At 64.8% G+C, this 17,001-nt stretch carries 16 protein-coding genes; 6 read left to right on the top strand and 10 right to left on the bottom strand.

The genetic code is table 11. From position 1 onward, the window contains the following. Positions 1–131: 131 nt before the first annotated feature. The 3 genes from J6525_RS28375 to J6525_RS28365 all read right to left on the bottom strand — a co-directional run bounded on the left by J6525_RS28375 (position 132) and on the right by J6525_RS28365 (position 3,189). Positions 132–572, bottom strand: a complete 441-nt coding sequence (locus tag J6525_RS28375; protein WP_225647116.1) for an HPr kinase/phosphorylase — start codon at positions 570–572, stop codon at positions 132–134. Next, complete coding sequence (locus tag J6525_RS28370; RefSeq protein WP_312009880.1) at positions 569–2,377, bottom strand: sensor histidine kinase; 1,809 nt, start codon at positions 2,375–2,377, stop codon at positions 569–571. The genes J6525_RS28375 and J6525_RS28370 overlap by 4 nt, the downstream gene beginning before the upstream one ends. 110 nt (positions 2,378–2,487) lie before the next feature. After that, positions 2,488–3,189, bottom strand: coding sequence for a response regulator transcription factor (locus tag J6525_RS28365; RefSeq protein ID WP_016843287.1), 702 nt, complete (start codon positions 3,187–3,189; stop codon positions 2,488–2,490). A gap of 241 nt (positions 3,190–3,430) precedes the next feature. On the opposite strand from J6525_RS28365, the gene J6525_RS28360 reads away from it, so the two are divergent. The 3 genes from J6525_RS28360 to J6525_RS28350 all read left to right on the top strand — a co-directional run bounded on the left by J6525_RS28360 (position 3,431) and on the right by J6525_RS28350 (position 6,658). Beyond that, on the top strand, positions 3,431–4,165 hold the full coding sequence (locus tag J6525_RS28360) for a HugZ family pyridoxamine 5'-phosphate oxidase (RefSeq protein ID WP_225647115.1): 735 nt from the start codon (positions 3,431–3,433) through the stop codon (positions 4,163–4,165). 53 nt (positions 4,166–4,218) lie between these two features. Beyond that, positions 4,219–4,485: a hypothetical protein gene (locus J6525_RS28355; protein ID WP_225647114.1), complete on the top strand. Its 267-nt coding sequence runs from the start codon at positions 4,219–4,221 to the stop codon at positions 4,483–4,485. A 556-nt stretch (positions 4,486–5,041) separates the two neighbouring features. Then, positions 5,042–6,658, top strand: coding sequence for a phosphoenolpyruvate carboxykinase (locus tag J6525_RS28350; RefSeq protein WP_092078630.1), 1,617 nt, complete (start codon positions 5,042–5,044; stop codon positions 6,656–6,658). A gap of 264 nt (positions 6,659–6,922) precedes the next feature. On the opposite strand, the gene rocF is transcribed toward J6525_RS28350, so the two are convergent. From rocF to J6525_RS28335, 3 genes are all read right to left on the bottom strand, one after another. Beyond that, positions 6,923–7,900 carry an arginase gene (gene rocF, locus J6525_RS28345; protein WP_225647113.1) on the bottom strand — a complete coding sequence of 326 codons (978 nt, stop codon included), beginning with the start codon at positions 7,898–7,900 and terminating at the stop codon, positions 6,923–6,925. Positions 7,901–8,002: 102 nt separating this feature from the next. After that, the gene (locus J6525_RS28340; protein WP_225647112.1) at positions 8,003–8,821 is read right to left on the bottom strand and encodes an acyl-CoA thioesterase; all 819 of its coding nucleotides are present in this window, start codon (positions 8,819–8,821) and stop codon (positions 8,003–8,005) included. Positions 8,822–8,967: 146 nt separating this feature from the next. Next, the gene (locus J6525_RS28335; RefSeq protein WP_376708572.1) at positions 8,968–11,487 is read right to left on the bottom strand and encodes a glycogen/starch/alpha-glucan phosphorylase; all 2,520 of its coding nucleotides are present in this window, start codon (positions 11,485–11,487) and stop codon (positions 8,968–8,970) included. A gap of 292 nt (positions 11,488–11,779) precedes the next feature. Between J6525_RS28335 and J6525_RS28330 the strand changes: the two genes are divergently transcribed. Further along, positions 11,780–12,013, top strand: a complete 234-nt coding sequence (locus J6525_RS28330; protein WP_092078624.1) for a hypothetical protein — start codon at positions 11,780–11,782, stop codon at positions 12,011–12,013. A 276-nt stretch (positions 12,014–12,289) separates the two neighbouring features. On the opposite strand, the gene J6525_RS28325 is transcribed toward J6525_RS28330, so the two are convergent. After that, complete coding sequence (locus J6525_RS28325; RefSeq protein ID WP_076831108.1) at positions 12,290–12,583, bottom strand: GIY-YIG nuclease family protein; 294 nt, start codon at positions 12,581–12,583, stop codon at positions 12,290–12,292. Positions 12,584–12,778: 195 nt separating this feature from the next. Between J6525_RS28325 and J6525_RS28320 the strand changes: the two genes are divergently transcribed. After that, complete coding sequence (locus tag J6525_RS28320) at positions 12,779–13,210, top strand: hypothetical protein (protein ID WP_016843277.1); 432 nt, start codon at positions 12,779–12,781, stop codon at positions 13,208–13,210. Positions 13,211–13,336: 126 nt separating this feature from the next. On the opposite strand, the gene J6525_RS28315 is transcribed toward J6525_RS28320, so the two are convergent. Together J6525_RS28315 and pyrE are read right to left on the bottom strand one after the other, a co-directional pair. Next, complete coding sequence (locus J6525_RS28315; protein WP_225647170.1) at positions 13,337–14,134, bottom strand: DUF2865 domain-containing protein; 798 nt, start codon at positions 14,132–14,134, stop codon at positions 13,337–13,339. A 483-nt stretch (positions 14,135–14,617) separates the two neighbouring features. Next, the gene (pyrE, locus tag J6525_RS28310; RefSeq protein ID WP_057019495.1) at positions 14,618–15,181 is read right to left on the bottom strand and encodes an orotate phosphoribosyltransferase; all 564 of its coding nucleotides are present in this window, start codon (positions 15,179–15,181) and stop codon (positions 14,618–14,620) included. 212 nt (positions 15,182–15,393) lie between these two features. On the opposite strand from pyrE, the gene J6525_RS28305 reads away from it, so the two are divergent. Beyond that, complete coding sequence (locus J6525_RS28305) at positions 15,394–16,020, top strand: glutathione S-transferase family protein (RefSeq protein WP_225647110.1); 627 nt, start codon at positions 15,394–15,396, stop codon at positions 16,018–16,020. A 156-nt stretch (positions 16,021–16,176) separates the two neighbouring features. Here J6525_RS28305 and J6525_RS28300 read toward each other — a convergent pair whose 3' ends face one another. Then, a complete protein-coding gene (locus J6525_RS28300; RefSeq protein WP_092078615.1) occupies positions 16,177–16,812 on the bottom strand; it encodes a LysE family translocator in 636 nt (211 codons plus the stop codon). Positions 16,813–17,001 lie beyond the last annotated feature (189 nt).

Raw genomic sequence — 17,001 nt, 5'->3', positions numbered from 1 at the left:
TTGGCTAGTCTCCCGGTTCCTGGCGGTAGAGAGGGGAGGCTGCGCCGGCAAAATCCGACGCGATAGTGGATGTGATATGGTTACCAATTCCCTTCCCACAATTGGCCGCAAGATTACGGGAACATGAACTTTCAGGTTGTCGTCAGCGCGGCGACAACCAGCGGCAGGGGTTGGAAGCCAGCGCCGACGGGAATTCGCGGTAACAAAACACCATTAAGGCGAATCGTGAGCGTCTCCGGTGGCGGCAGCCGCTCGGCGTCGTCAGCGGCGAGGTCGACGATCAAGCCGACCACGGCTTCACTTGCGAACGGACAATGGCGGATTCCGAGGCCTCGGATCTCGATCAGGCCAGCCAATTGCTGGACCGGACGAACCCACAATTGTTCGCCGGCTGTGTCGAGATGGACACGGTCATCCCCCACCAAAATGGCCGGCGGAAGCGCTCCGGTGCGCCCGGCGAGAATCAGGTCGAAGGCCAGACGCGACTTGCCGGCGCCCGATGGGCCGCGGATCAGCACCGCACGCTCGCCGACCAGAACGGCGGATGCGTGCACGCTTGAATTGTCGCTCATAGTGTCGGCAGCCTGACCACGAAGCGTGCGCCGGCGATGGTGGGCTTGCCGTCTGCGTCCGCAGGGCCAGCGCGGTTCTCAGCCCAGATGCGTCCGCCATGCGCTTCGATGATCTGCTTGGAGATCGAAAGCCCAAGGCCGGAGTTCTGGCCAAACCCCTGATGCGGCCGGTCGGTGTAGAAGCGCTCGAAGATCCGCTCCAGCGCGTCCTCGCCGATGCCGGGCCCGTCATCGTCAACCACGATCTCGACCTCGCCGCGGCTGCGGCGGCAGACGATGCGCACCTTGTCGCCCGGCTTGGAGAATGATTGCGCGTTCGACAGCAGGTTCGAGATCACCTGGCCGAGCCGTGAATCATGGCCGGGCACCGACAGCGTATCGGTCGGTCCGCGGCCCTCGAAGCGGGCTTCGACGGCGACGTCGTGGCCGAGCCTGGTCTCGTTGGCGACGCCGGTCAGCGTCGTCAGCAGCCGCCGCAGATCGACCGGCGCCATGTCCTGGCGCTGCAATTCGGCATCGAGCCGGCTGGCGTCGGAGATGTCGGAGATCAGGCGGTCGAGCCGCCTGACGTCATGCTCGATCACGGCGAGCAGCCGCGTGCGGCTGTTCTCATTGCGCGCCAAAGGCAGCGTCTCCACCGCGGAGCGCAGCGAGGTCAGCGGGTTCTTCAGCTCATGGGCGACGTCGGCGGCGAACATCTCGATCGCCTCGATGCGGCTGTACAGCGCGTTGGTCATGTCGCGCAGCGCGCCTGAGAGGTGGCCGATCTCGTCGCGGCGCCCGGTGAAGTCGGGAATCTCGACGCGGGTCTGGATGCGGTGGCGGACGCGCTCGGCGCCGTCGGCGAGCCGTCGCACCGGGCCCGCGATCGTGCTCGCGAGCAGCAGCGACAGCATGATCATGACGGCGGAGGCGACCCCGCCGATCTTGAGGATGGCAAGGCGCTCGGACATCACCAGCTGGTCGATGTCGTCGCCTTGCGTCGTCAGCATCAATGCGCCGCGCACGGCGCGGAAATGCTGCACCGGGACCGCAACCGACACGATGATCGCGCCGCGCTCGGTGACGCGCACCGCGCTGCCCTTCATGCCCTCGAGCGATTGCGCGACTTCGGAATAACCCTTGCCGCCTTCGGGACCGAGCTCGCGGTAGATCGGCAGGTCGCCGCGGTTGAGCCAGGTCTTGATCGTCGCCTTGGTCTTTTCATAGAGCGACGGCTTCTCCGACGGCGGCGGCAGCTCCATGCGCAGCACGTCGCCGCGCGCGAACAGATTGCGGCTGTCGAGGATCAGGCCGCCATCGCGGTCGAAGATGCGGGCCCGCGTCTTGGTCGGCGCGATCAGGCGGCGCAGGACCGGCGCGACCCGCTCGGGATTGATCGGGAAGTCAGCCGATTCATCCGGCTGGCCATAACTTTCGCCGGGCTTGAGGTCGAGCAGCCGGTCGGGATCGATGGTGACGGTATTGCCTTCGACGGTCGCCGAGGCCGCGATCGCCTCCGAGATGATCTCGGCATAGACCAGGAGGCTCTGGGTGCGGGCCTCGATCAGGCCGGCACGGAATTGCGACAGATAGAGGATGCTGGCGACCAGCGCGACGAGGCCGGCGAGGTTGAGCGAGACGATGCGCCGCGTCAGGCTCGAGAACGACAGCGCGAAGAAGAACTGACCGGCGCGGCGCAGCCAGCCGAGCGGACGGCGCCAGCCCTTGTCCTGCGCCACGTCTTCGGCAACGGCGTCCTGATCGAGGAGCTGTGACGCGTCCTCGGTGTTCAGGCCTTGCTCGAGCTGCGTTCGATCAAGCACTGGCAAAGCTGCCGGTTGGTATGGATGTCGTCCCGCGAAGCAATCGTTCGCCCGAGCTTACCCCAGCCGTGCGGAGCCTGTCAGTTAACAAGCCGCCCGGGAAGCGCAGATCAGGCTTCCTTGAAGCGATAGCCGACGCCGTACAGCGTCTCGATCATCTCGAAGTCGTCGTCGACCACCTTGAACTTCTTGCGCAGCCGCTTGATGTGGCTGTCGATGGTGCGGTCGTCGACATAGACCTGGTCGTCATAGGCCGCGTCCATCAGCGCGTTGCGGCTCTTTACGACGCCGGGGCGGGTGGCGAGCGCCTGCAGGATCAGGAATTCGGTCACGGTGAGCGTCACCGGCTCGTTCTTCCAGGTGCAGGTGTGGCGCTCCGGATCCATCCGCAGCAGGCCGCGGTCGAGCGCGCGGGCGTCCGGCTCCTTCGGCGCGGCGGTCGGGTCCTTCGGCTGACCGCGGCGGAGTACGGCCTTGACCCGTTCGACCAGCAGGCGCTGCGAGAACGGCTTGCGGATGAAATCGTCGGCGCCCATTTTCAGGCCGAACAATTCGTCGATCTCCTCATCCTTCGAGGTGAGGAAGATCACCGGCAGGTCGGACTTCTGGCGCAGTCGGCGCAGCGTTTCCATGCCGTCCATGCGCGGCATCTTGATATCGAGGATCGCGAGATCGGGCGGCGACGTGCGAAACCCATCCAGCGCCGACGCACCGTCCGTGTAGGTCATGATGCGATAGCCTTCGGCTTCGAGCGCGATCGAAACCGAAGTGAGAATGTTGCGGTCGTCGTCGACCAGGGCGATTGTGGGCATGTGCTGCTTTCACAATGAGAGTGGCTTAGACGGCGGGCACTCTGGCGACGCGCCGTAGAATTGGGCTTCGAACGCGGTCAACGAGCAATGCAAGCTGGGCTGAAGTGTGACCGAGTTCCGCAAAAATCCGCTTCTGCGACCCACGCGATGGGTCCCCATATAGCACCCTTAGACCATGAGAAAAGGCCCTTTTTTCATAGGGAACCCGCCCGAATCGCCCATAAAATGACCTGATAGGCCCATGCAACCGACCGCCGACTTCGATCCTGCCCACCTTGCCCGCTCGCTGCTCCGCCGCAGCCGCCAGGGCGCCCTCGCTACGTTGATGGCCGGCACCGGCGATCCCTATTGCTCGCTGGTCAATCTGGCCAGCCATCCCGACGGCTCGCCGATCCTGCTGATTTCCCGGCTGGCGCTGCATACCAAGAACATCCTGGCCGACAGCCGGGTGTCGCTGATGCTGGACGAGCGCGCCGAGGGCGATCCGCTGGAGGGCGCCCGGATCATGCTGGCGGGCAAGGCGGAAGAGGTCGGGGAGGCCGGGCGGGAGCTCGTCCGAAGGCGCTATCTCGCTGCCCATCCGTCAGCGGAAGCCTTTGTGGAATTTAAGGATTTTTCGTTTTTCCGGATCAAGCCAAGCGGTGCCCATCTGGTCGCCGGGTTCGGCCGCATCGTGGACCTCAAACCCGCGCAATTTCTGACCGATCTCGGGGGAGCCGAGGGGTTGCTCGAAGCCGAGCCCGGCGCGGTGGCGCATATGAACGAGGATCACCGCGAGGCCATGAATCTCTACGCGACGCGGCTGCTCGGCGCGGAAAATGCCGACTGGCTGTGCACCGGCTGCGATCCCGACGGCATGGACATGCAGGCCGGCCGCGACACGCTGCGGCTGGATTTCCCCGAGCGCGTCACCACCGGCACCGAGCTGCGCAAGATGCTGGTGCGGCTCGCCGGCGAGGCGCGCGCCAAGGGATAGCAAGGATAGGAGAAAGACCTGTCCGCACGGCGGCGCTGCGGCCGTGGCGAGGCATGGTGTCGCATGGCTGCGGCGGCGCGATTGCGCGGTCCGGATTTGACAGCGCGATCATTTCGCACGGGCGTGTCGTGTCATCGCCCGTTGGCTCGATCTGCATGCAAGAATGTCTGGCGTGGCTGCATCCGAAAATCAGCCGGATCGCGATGTCGACCGCGATGACGCGCGCGTGCGACCACGCTGATTGCGTTATCATCGATCGCGGGGTCAGCGATCGCCTCGCCGCCGAACGCTACGCGTTGCGGAACGTTCACCGCAGTTGAGCGTTGAACCAATCGGGCTTCGACGAAGGTGTGTTGAGCGCAGTCGAAACTGCTCATCAGCAGCTTCTCACTTGCAGCTCAATGCCGATCAGGTGGTGCCGCGTGCAACGCGATGGTCATGCTCGGCTCTGCAGCGCTGCGTCAACGCGCGGCGGCTCATCTCAACGATACATCCTCAGCGCGAAATGCATACCCGGCATTCTCCGCACCGTTCGCCTCGATCGGCGACGGCGCTGCCCGCCAGCTGGCACTTTTTGTGCATCGCAAAGCTCCGTGCGCGGCAGGAAAGGCGACGAAACATCGCCCGACTGCTGGCAAAACAACGAGAAAACGAAAGCAAGACGAAAGGGTTTCGCGCTGCGGTATTTGCGCCAGATGATGGGCCTGCGTTGGAATCAGCCAAAAGCCGTTCGATTGGCTTGGCAAGCTTGGCGATCCCCACTATTAGGTCGCCGGACCGAAGCCGAGAGGCTATATTCTGATCACGGTCACCGCGGCGGGGCGCGATTGGCGACATTCGCGCGAACAAGGATACGCGGGTTCGAGGAGGTTCTTCGTGCAAGAGACGGGCGTACATAACGGTGCCTTCGGCGCCGACAAATTCGGCTTAAAAAATCTCAAGGGCGTGCATTGGAATTATGGCGCACCTCAGCTTTACGAGCATTCGCTGCGTAACGGCGAGGCGGTGCTGTCGGCCGATGGCGCGCTTTGCGCGGATACCGGTGTGTTCACCGGCCGCAGTCCGAAGGACAAGTTCACGGTCCGCGACGATCTCACCGACAAGAACATGTGGTGGGCCGGCAACCAGTCGATCACCTCGGAGCAGTTCGCCGCGCTCCATGCCGACTTCCTCAAGCATGCCGAAGGCATGACGCTGTTCGCGCAGGATCTCTATGGCGGCGCCGATCCGAAGCATCGCATCAAGACCCGCGTCTTCACCGAGCTTGCCTGGCACTCGCTGTTCATCCGCACGCTTCTCATTCGCCCCGAGGCGTCGGAGCTCGCGAGCTTCATGCCCGAACTGACGATCATCGACCTGCCGAGCTTCCGCGCCGATCCGAAGCGTCACGGCTGCAAGTCGGAGAACGTCGTCGCGATCGATTTCGCCCGCAAGATCGTCCTGATCGGCGGCTCGCAATATGCCGGCGAGATGAAGAAGAGCGTGTTCACCACGCTGAACTATTACCTGCCCGAGAAGGGCGTGATGCCGATGCACTGCTCGGCCAATGTCGGCTCCGACGGCGACACCGCGATCTTCTTCGGCCTGTCCGGCACCGGCAAGACCACGCTCTCGGCCGATCCCAAGCGCACGCTGATCGGCGATGACGAGCATGGCTGGAGCGAGGACGGCGTCTTCAATTTCGAAGGCGGCTGCTACGCCAAGTGCATCAAGCTGTCCGGCGAAGCCGAGCCGGAAATCTACGCCGCCAGCAAGCGCTTCGGCGCGGTGCTGGAAAACGTCGTGCTCGGCGCCAATGATCGCGTGCCCGATTTCGACGACGGCTCGAAGACCGAGAACACCCGCTCGGCCTATCCGCTCGATTTCATCCCGAACGCTTCGCGCACCGGCTGTGCGCCGCATCCGAAGAACGTCGTGATGCTCGCGGCCGACGCCTTCGGCGTGATGCCGCCGATCGCCAAGCTGACGCCGGCGCAGGCGATGTATCACTTCCTGTCCGGCTACACCGCGAAGGTCGCCGGCACCGAGCGCGGCCTCGGCAACGAGCCGCAGCCGGAATTCTCCACCTGCTTCGGTTCGCCGTTCCTGCCGCGCGATCCGTCGGTCTACGGCAACATGCTGCGCGAGCTGATCGCCAAGCACAATGTCGATTGCTGGCTGGTCAACACCGGCTGGACCGGCGGCAAGTACGGCACCGGCCGCCGCATGCCGATCAAGGTGACCCGCGCGCTGCTCACCGCGGCGCTGAACGGCTCGCTCCGCAACGCCGACTTCCGCACCGACAAGTATTTCGGCTTCGCGGTGCCGACCTCGCTGCCCGGCGTCGAGCCGCACATCCTCGATCCGATCAAGACCTGGGCCGACAAGGTCGAGTTCGACAAGACCGCGCGGGCGCTGGTCGGCATGTTCCAGAAGAACTTCGCCAAGTTCGAAGCGCAGGTCGACGCCGAAGTCCGCGCCGCCGCGCCGGAAGTGAAGCTGGCGGCGGAGTAAGCCGCGCAAGCGATACGCGATTTGAAAAGGCGGCCACGAGGGCCGCCTTTTTGTTTTGATGCCTGGCGAGCGCGCGCGACTGCTAATTCCGTCACCCTGAGGAGCGCGCAGCACGCGCGTCTCGAAGGGTCGACGGCCACGAGCCGGGCCGTGCATCCTTCGAGGCTCGCCCAGCGGCGCAATTGCACCGCAAGGCTCGCACCTCCAGCGACAAAGGCGAAGCCTTTGCGCGGGGATGACGGGGTTAGAGCGGAGCGTCCTCCACTACTCCCCCATCTCAGGCAGCACCGCGTTGCTCGGCGTCTGCCGGTCGGTGATCTGCAGGCCGAACAGGCTGCCGATCAATTCGACGGCGACGCGCGCGGTGCGGCCGCGCTCGTCGAGGAAGGGATTGAGCTCGACGATGTCGAGCGAGCGCACCAGCCCGGAATCGTGCAGCAGCTCCATGATGAGATGGGCTTCGCGATAGGTCGCGCCGCCGGGCACCGTGGTGCCGACGCCGGGCGCCACCGCCGGATCGAGGAAGTCGACATCGAACGAGACATGCAGCACGCCGTTCTTCGCCCTGACGCGTTCGATGACGCGGCGCGTGAGCACGGCGACGCCGAACTCGTCGATCTGGCGCATGTCCGCGATCGACACGTTGCGCTGCCGCAGCAGCTTGCGCTCCAGCGGATCGACCGAGCGCGTGCCGATCAGGTCGAGCTGATCGGGCGGGATCGAGGCGCGCGGCAGTCCGCCGAGCAGATCGTCGAGACCGGGCTCGCCGCACAGGAACGCGGCCGACATGCCGTGCATGTTGCCGGTGATGGTGGTGGCCGGCGTGTTGTAGTCGGCATGCGCGTCGACCCACAGCGCAAACAGCGGCCGGCCCTTTTCCTGCCAGTAGCGCGCGACGCCGTTGATCGACCCCATCGACAGCGAGTGATCGCCGCCCATGAAGATCGGGATCGCGCCGGAATGCGCCAGCCAATAGGCGCGCTCGGAGAGAGCGCGGGTCCAGGTCTTCACTTCGTCATAGAACCTGGTGTTGGCCGGCACCGGGCCGTCGGCGACGACGGCGGGGATCGCAAGGTTGCCGTGATCATCGACCTGGAAGTCGAGCTGCTCGAGCAGGCGTGCGATGCCCGCGGTGCGCAGCGCGTCCGGTCCCATCAGCGGGCCGGCCTGCGACGCGCCGATCTCGATGGGAACGCCAAGCAGGGCGATGCGCGAGGGCTTTGAAGCGTCGGCTTCGGACATGCAGCAGTGCTCCCAAAGGTGTGGAACAGAAGCGACGTGCCAATGTTCCCTCAACCCTTGAAATAGGCAATGCAGTCGTAACAGACCAATGTGGATATTTGGCTACGCCTTGAAATAAGCGATCTGCGTCGTGGTCGCGAGCAGCCGGCCGGACGGCGACCACAATTCGCCGTGCTGGTCGCCGTAGCTCTTGTGGAAGATCTTGGCGTCGGCGGTGGCGAGCACGCGGGTGGTATCCTCCGCATCCAGGTCGGCCGCGTCGGCGTGGAAATAGGTCGTCAGCGACACGGTGCCGAACGGCACCAGCTCGTGCCTTGCGTGGAAGACGCGGCCGAAGAACGCGTCCGACATCGACATCAGCGACAGCGCATCGAGCTTGCGCGGCACACGGTCGGCGATCCAGAGCTTTGAATACGGGCTCGACGGCTGTTTCGCGCCGCCGCCGGCGAACTTCGGCTCGCCCTCGGCGAAGCGGAAATCGTACTGGTTGGCCCAGGTCATCTTGAGCTTCGGAAAGGAGCGCAGCTGTTCGAACGGCACGGCGCCCGGAAATTCGGCCGGTTGATGCGACCAGGACGGCCGGCGCTCGGCGAACACGGCGGTTGCCAGCGTCGCGACCTCGCCGCCGCCCTGCGTCATCTCGACCGACCAGTGCTGGCTCGAGCGGTTGGCCTTGACCAGGCGGACATCGAGATCGAACGCGCCCTCGGCGACCGGCGCGCAGTAGTTGACCGTCAGCGCCAGCGGATCGCCCGCGCGCTGCGGGTGCTGCATCAGCGCGCGCAGGATGGTCGCGGCCGTGCAGCCGCCGAACGGACCGACGAACGCCCAGTAATCGGGACTGGTCCGTCCCTGCCAGCGGCTGTCGCCGGCGGTCACGGCGGTTGCTTCATCGAAAAGGTGCGGGGTCTTGGTGAGCATGCAGATCTTTCAATATCGACTGGCGCTTCGGTCATCGCCAAGGGGACTGACGCGCAATGACGAGCAATGACGTCCGTCATGCAATATCGCGAGCTATTGCGCGGAATTCAATGACGTCGGGCGTAATCGATTTCCGCGTCCCGGGATTAGCCCTTCGCCTCGCGCTGGTTGCCGAGCTGCGGCGAGGCGCCCGGATGCACCGGCACGTGCCAGATGTCCTCGGCATATTCGCGGATGGTGCGGTCGGAGGAGAACCAGGCCATGCGCGCCACATTGAGGATCGAGGCGCGGGTCCATGCCGGCGCCACCATCCAGCGGGCGTCGATGCCGCGCTGCGCGTCGTAATAGGAATCGAAATCGGCCGAGACCATGTAGTGATCGAGGTAGCGCAGCGCGTGCCCGATCGAGGCGAAGCGTGCGGGATCGCCGGGCGAGAACTCGCCGCTCTCGATGGCGCGGATCGCGCGCTCCAGCCGTGGCGATTTGCGGATCGCGTCGCTGGCATCCAATCCCTGCTTGCGGCGGACCATGACGTCGCCGGCCTCGAGGCCGAAGATCGCAATGTTCTCCTCGCCGACATTGTCGCGGATCTCGATATTGGCGCCGTCGAGCGTGCCGATCGTCAGTGCGCCGTTCAGCGCGAGCTTCATGTTGCCGGTGCCGGACGCCTCCATGCCGGCGGTCGAGATCTGCTCGGAGAGATCGGCGGCCGGAATGATCACCTCGGCGAGGCTGACATTGTAGTCGGCGAGAAAGGCGACCTTCAGCCTGCCGCCGAGCGAAGCGTCGTTGTTGACGATTTCGGCAACGTCGTTGATCAGCTTGATGATCAGCTTGGCGTAGCGATAGCTCGCCGCCGCCTTGCCGGCGAAGATTTTCACGCGCGGCACCCAGTCGCGCCGCGGATCGTCCTTCATCGCGTGATACAGCGCGATCGTCTCCAGGATGTTGAGCAGCTGCCGCTTGTATTCGTGGATGCGCTTGATCTGCACGTCGAACAGCGCCGAGGGATCGACCTGGATGCCGTTGCGCTCGCGGATCAGCCGCGCCAGCGCCAGCTTGTTGTGATGCTTGACGTCGCGGAAGCGCTTCTGGAATTCCAGATCGCTCGAATGGGTCTCGAGCCGCTCGAGCAGCGAGAAGTCGTCGAGCACGGCCTCGCCGCAGGTTTCGCGCAGCAGCGCGGTCAGCCGCGGGTTGGCCAGCATCAGCCAGCGGCGGAAGGTGATGCCGTTGGTCTTGTTGGTGATGCGCGACGGATAGAGATGATGCAGGTCGTGGAACACGGTCTCCTTCATCAGGTCGGAATGCATCGCGGAGACGCCGTTGATGCGGTGCGAGCCGACGAAGGCGAGCTGGCCCATCCGCACGCGGCGGCCGCTGCGCTCGTCGATCAGCGAGACCGAGGCGCGGTATTCGATGTCGCCGGGAAAGCGTTCCTCGGCGAGCGCGAGATGGGCCACATTGATGCGGTAGATGATCTCGAGATGCCGCGGCAGCAGCCGCTCGAACAGTTCGACCGGCCAGGTCTCGAGCGCCTCGGGCAGCAGCGTATGGTTGGTGTAGGACAGGGTCGCGACCGTGATCTTCCAGGCCTCGTCCCAGCGGAAATTGTGCAGGTCGACCAGGATGCGCATCAGCTCGGTGACCGCAAGGCTCGGATGGGTATCGTTGAGCTGCACGGCCGCCTTCTGCGCGAGATTGCGCAGGCCGCCGTCGGAGGCGAGATGCCGCTTCACGAGATCCTGCAACGAGGCCGAGACGAAGAAATATTCCTGGCGCAGCCGGAGCTCGCGGCCCGCCGCGCTCTCGTCGTTCGGATAGAGGAATTTGCAGATTGCTTCCGCGCGCGCCTGCTCGGCGCTGGCCGAGACGTAGTCGCCGGTGTTGAAGACGTCGAGCTCGAGCGGATCGGGTGCATGCGCCGACCACAGGCGAAGCGCGTTGACGTGCTGGCCGCGCCAGCCGACGATCGGCGTGTCGTAGGCCATGGCCTCGACGGTTTCCGCCGGATGCCAGGTGGCGCGGTCGCGGCCGCGGTCGTCGACATGCTCGACATTGCCGCCGAAGTGGACGTTGTAGACCACCTCCGGCCGCTGGAATTCCCACGGATTGCCGAAGGCGAGCCATTCATCGGGATATTCCTGCTGCCAGCCATGGTTCATGATCTGGCGGAACAGGCCGAAATCGTAGCGGATGCCGTAGCCGGTCGCGGGGATCGCCAGCGTCGCCATGCTCTCCATGAAGCAGGCCGCAAGCCGCCCGAGGCCGCCATTGCCGAGCGCCGCATCCGGCTCGCATTTGCGCAGGTCCGAAAGATCGACGCCGAGGTCGCCGAGCGCCGCCTCGAACAGCGGCAGTAGTCCCATATTGTTCAGCGCGTCGGTGAACAGGCGCCCGATCAGGAACTCGAGCGAGAGATAATAGACGCGCTTGGCGCCGGCGTCGTAGCTCTGCTTCTCGGCCGTCAGCCAGTGGTGCACGATGCGGTCGCGCAGCGTCAGTGCCGCGGCCTTGTACCAGTCGCGTCTGGTCGCAACGGTGGCGTCCTTGCCGATCGCAAGCCGGAGCTTGGCGAGGATCGCGCTCTTGATCTCGGTCAGCGCCAGCTCGTCGATCGGCTGGTTCAATGCCGGGTAGTTTGTCTGTTCCTGCAACGCGCCCAATCCCTGCCGTTCAAACCGGAACACGACGCGATGGCCCGCTCATGTTCTCATCTCATTGGTCGAGCATGGTTCCCCCGGAAATCCCGGTTCCGCGGCCTTCCGATCACGCTCCGGCGCAATGATACCCGCCTTGCATGGCAATCGAAACCGTCAGGGACGGTGCCATACACAGCGCTGCCGTGATTTATGCAAGGACCGGGCCGCTTCGGGAACCTTCCGGACCAGCGGTCATGGGTGCTACGATGGCGCTGCAGAAGCCGGGATTTCGCGACAATTGACCGGAGGATGCGTGATGAGACTCTTGATCGAAATCGCGGCCGCGGCGTTGCTCGTGGTGTGCATCACGGCGACCAGCGCAGCCGATGCAGCGGGCAGACCGGGCCGCAGCGCCGACGGCCTGAGTTGCGGCTTCAGCGTGGCGCAGAACGCATCGCCCGCCGCACGCTGCGCCGCCATCAAGCGGCAATGCGGCGGCAAGTTCTTCGCGAATGCCTGCGGCGACAAGCTGCTCTCGGCAGCGAATTGAGCGGCCGCGCAACGCGCTTTCACGCTCAATCCGAAACACCGTGGTGATACGGATTTCCAAGCCTTAACGGGTTCTTTACAAACACAGCTGTCGCTCGTGGGGCGGGCACGTTTTTCAGCTCCGACGCATTTCATTCCGAAGCCATTTTCAACGGGCCGCTGACCTGGTCAGCGGCCCGAATTGCTTTGCGGGCAGCATCCGCGCGCGACGGGGCCATGATGCTCGCTCGCGCCGCATCGTCGTCCTGGCGAAAGCCAGGACCCATTACCCCAATAGTCAGATGAGGCCCGACAGGTCGTTCCAATCCGGATTTTCTGCTTCGATCAGCTTGATCTTCCAGTCGCGCTTCCAGAACTTCAGCTGCTTCTCGCGGGCGATCGCTTCCTGCGGCGTGGCGAATTCCTCGACATGGACGAGGCGGAAGACTTGGTATTTGTACACAAACTTGGAGCCTCGACCGGAGCGATGCAATTCAAGCCGCGCGCCGACATCGTTGGTGACCCCGATATAGATCGTGCCGTGATGCCGGCTTGCGAGGATGTAGACGTAGTAGCTGCTTGCAGCGCTCATCGTTTGGCCCAATCTCGCGAGATGTCGGCCTGTTGGGGTAATGGGCCCTGGCTTTCGCCAGGACGACGTCCGGGAACGATCATTAAACCAATCAGAACGAATTAAGAACGCTTTAGCAAGTCTTTGATATATCATTGTGATTCGGTGCCTGTGCCGACACAATATCTATGGTCTTTCAGTCTCTGCGAGGACTACATGTCCACCATCGCCTTCGATCAATTCGCCCTGACCCGGATTGCCGATTTCGCGCGGTCGCTGTCGCGGCTGCACCAGGCCTCGCGCCGCCAGCCGATCGACGACGACCAGCTCGATCGCGAGTTCAACGCGGTCTGCATGTCGATCTGGGGCTACACCACGGACGATTTCAGCGACGAGCTGTTCTCGGACGAGGATCACGCCTGGCTCGACTCGCTCGATGAAGCGCATGCGCGGATCTTCGCCGGCGAGCAGGGTTATGATCTCGTCGACGACCACGGCATGCTGACGGACTGGTGGGGCTATTGCTGGATGATCCTCGCCGAGAAGCGCGGCATCCTCAATCCGGAGAACCGCGCGGCCGCGCGGGCCGCGATCGAGGAGAAATACATGGCCGCGCCGAACGTGATCGGCGTGATCGTGGCGCGGTAGCCGTTTGTTATCCTGTCATTCCGGGATGGTGCGTTAGCACCAGACCCGGAATCTCGAGATTCCACAATTCGCAATTGCGAATTGGGGTTCGACGCTTCGCATCGCCCGGAATGACGGCTCGCGCCGTCAGTTCGCTTCGGCCCGCTTGGCGGGCTTTGCGGCGTTGCCCTTCGGCGCAACAGACGACGGCGGCGACGGCGCGACATCGCTTCTGGTTTCCGGCAGCGGCGCGTCGCCGGCGATCTCGGCGCTGACCGGGGCGACCTTCATTTCGCCGAGCCGCGCGCGGACCGCCGAAGTCAGTCCGGGATAGGAGGCAACCGGCGTGAAGTCGAACGACTGCTCGTTGCCGACACGGATGCCGGTGTAGGCGACGAGGCCGTCGGTGGTCGCGATCACGTCGCCGGCGCGCAGCGAGGCATCGAGCGCGAGGTCGACCGGCGCGAGCCCCGCCGGGTCGCGGCCGTTGCAGGTGCAGTCGGCGCGCAACGCCTTGCGATAGGCGAAGGCGTTCTCGCTGTCGGCGTAGCGTTCGCCGGCGGTCGATGCGGCGCTGTCGATATGGCTGCCGTAATAGACCTTGGTCGCGCTCGCCGGACAGAATGCCTGGCAAAGCTGCGCCGGAGTGGCGTTGCCGCGCATCGTCAGCGGAAAATATTTGCCGTCGCAGCTGCGCACGCAATACGCCGGTCCGGAACCGGCCACGCGCGGCGCCGAGATGGGCGCGGACGGTTGCCGCTCAGCCTGCTGGTTGAGGCCGAACGGATCGGCGAAGAAATTGGCCTGCGGCGGCGTCTGCCGGCCCTGCTGCTTCTGGGAACCGCCGAAGAAGAAGTCGAACAGCCCTTCGGCCGAGGCAGGCGCGGGCACCACCAGGATGGAACCCGCAAAGGCTGCGGCGGCCAGCATCACGCGGCGCCGCATGCGCCGATCACTCAACTCTGTACGCAACGCCAACTCCACCCGACGCGCCACGCCGCGGCGACAAGCTGCCCCGGCGGATTCACCTTAAGGCGGGATGGTAAACGAGCGATTGATTGAGGGTGACGGCGTCACATGAAACGCGCACCGCGCGGACTGCCTTTCACCTCGCCCCGCTTGCGGCGGGCTATCGCATATGGGGTTTGAGGTGCAACGGCATCGGTACTGCGCTCCCTCTCCCGCTTGCGGGGGAGGGTTGGGGTGGGGGTTTCACGGCGATGGGACTCGTGGAAAGAGCCCCCACCCGGATCGCATCTGACGATGCGATCCGGCCTCCCCCGCAAGCGGGAGAGGCGAAGCGAGCTCGCGGATCGATCCAGTACAGCTCTCTCAACAGCTGTAAGCGGGGAGAGAGCCCCAACCCTCTAAGAGCGAGCTTCGCTCGTCTCGCCCCCGCAAGAGCGGGGCGAGGGAGAAGAGAGACCGTCAGTCCTTCAGGAACTCGCCCGCCTTGTACAGCGCGCGGAATTGGAGCCCGGCTTCGGCGAACGTCTCGGTGGCGCCTTCCTCGCGGTCGACCATGGTGAAGACCAGGGCGATCTCGCCGCCGGCCTCGCGCACGGCTTCCACCGCCTTCAGCGCCGAGCCGCCCGTCGTGGTGACGTCCTCGACGATGACGATGCGCTTGCCCGCAAGGCTCTCGCCCTTCGCCAGCCCTTCGACGGACAGCTTCGCGCCGTGCTCCTTCGGCTTCTTCCGCACGAAGAACGCCGCGATCGGGTGGCCCTTCAGCCAGGACAGTTGCGCGATGGCGCCGGCGAGCGGCACCGCGCCCATCTCGAGCCCGCCGACGAAATCAAGCTTGTCGTCCTTCAGCGCTTCATAGGTGAGCTCGGCGAGCAGCGCCGCGCCCTCGGGATCGAGCATCGTCGGCTTCAGGTTGAAATAGAAGTCGCTCTTGCGGCCCGACGCCAGCGTGATCTCGCCGCGGCCGAACGAGCGCTTGCGGATGATCTCGGCGAGGCGGGCGCGGGAGGCTGATTTGGACAAAGACTTTTTCCCTTGAGGGTTTGAGGCGGGCGGCAATCTATCCACGCTTACCGGCACATTCCAGCGTGGAAATCGGGCCGTCAACAGTGCCCAAGCCGCGATTTCCGCGGGCGTGCTTTCCGCAAAGCGCGGTTGTGCGGCCGTTCCGTTCCCCGTAAGCAGACGCCAAACACTCGGCCGAACTTGCCCAAACACTTGCACGGGAAGCGGAAATGACCATCGAGCTGCACACCTGGAACACCCCCAACGGCCGCAAGATCTCGGTGGCGCTGGAGGAAATGGGGCTGCCCTACAAGGTGATCCCGGTGAACATCAGCAAGGGCGAGCAGATGGCGCCCGCTTTCCTCGCGATCAGTCCGAACAACAAGATCCCCGCGATCGTCGATCCGGATGGGCCGGGCGGCAAGCCGGTCAGCATTTTCGAGTCCGGCGCGATCCTGCTCTATCTCGGCGAGAAGACCGGCAAGTTCCTGCCGAAGCCGCTGGCGGAGCGGATTCCGGTCTATGAGTGGCTGATGTGGCAGATGGGCGGCTTCGGCCCGATGCCGGGCCAGGTGCACCATTTCATCGCGCTGGAGAACGAGCAGGACCGCGCCTACGGCCTGAAGCGCTACATGGGCGAGACGCGGCGGCTCTACGGCGTGCTCGACCGCCGGCTTCAGGGGCGCGAATTCGTCGCCGGCGATCTCTCGGTCGCCGATTTCGCCATCCTCGGCTGGGCCTGGCGCCATCCGCGCCACAAGGTCGAGCTATCAGACTTCCCCAATGTCAAGCGCTGGTACGAGACGCTGATGGCCCGCCCGGCGACGAAGCGGGGAATGGAGGCGAAGCTGGATTGATCTTCTCCCTCGCCCCGCTCTTGCGGGGAGAGGGTTGGGGTGAGGGGCAGTGCCGCAAAGACGGTGAGAATTGAATTCGTGGTGAGTCCCCCTCACCCGGATCGCATCTGACGATGCGATCCGACCTCTCCCCGCAGGCGGGGCGAGGTAAGAAGATTAGGCCCGCCGCGCCTCGAGCGCCATCTTCATCGCCAGCCCCGCCAGTACCGTGCCCATCAGCCAGCGTTGCACCAGGAGCCAGGTCGGGCGGGTGCCGAGGAACACCGCGATCGAGCCGGCGGCGAGCGCGATCATCGCGTTGACGCTGACGCTGATCACGATCTGGATCGAGCCGAGCGCGAGCGACTGCGTCAGCACGCTGCCGCCGGCGGGATCGATGAACTGCGGCAGCAGCGCCAGATAAAGCATCGCGATCTTCGGGTTGAGCAGATTGGTGACGAAGCCCATCGCGAACAGCTTGCGCGGGCCGTCGACCTTCAGCGCCTTGACCTGGAACGGCGAGCGGCCGCCGGGCTTCAATGCCTGCCACGCCAGCCAGAGCAGATAGCCCGCGCCGGCAAAGCGCAGCGCGTCATAGGCGTAGGGAATCGCAAACAGCAATGCGGTGATGCCGAATGCCGCGCACAGCATGTAGAACACGAAGCCGAGCGCCACGCCGCCGAGCGAGACGATGCCCGCCGCAGGCCCCTGCGTGATCGAGCGCGAGATCAGGTAGATCATGTTCGGCCCCGGCGTCAGCACCATGCCAAGGCAGATGAGCGCAAAGCCGAGCAAAGCGGAGGTGTGGGGCATGACAGGTCTCGCGAGGGATGCGCACGCTTCTAGCGCGTGGTCAGTCGCGCGGCCATGCTGGAATTGCTCTCGGAGCAATGTGGCGGCGGCAGTGGTGCAAGGGCTCCCTCTCCCGCTTGCGAGGGTCGAGACGAGCAAAGCTCGCTCTTAGGCCGACGCGCGACGAGCGACGCAAAGCGTCGTCCCGAG

The sequence above is a fragment of the Bradyrhizobium australafricanum genome (assembly GCF_020329495.1).
Taxonomy (GTDB): Bacteria; Pseudomonadota; Alphaproteobacteria; order Rhizobiales; family Xanthobacteraceae; genus Bradyrhizobium; species Bradyrhizobium australafricanum.
This window is presented reverse-complemented; position numbering and strand designations above follow the sequence as displayed.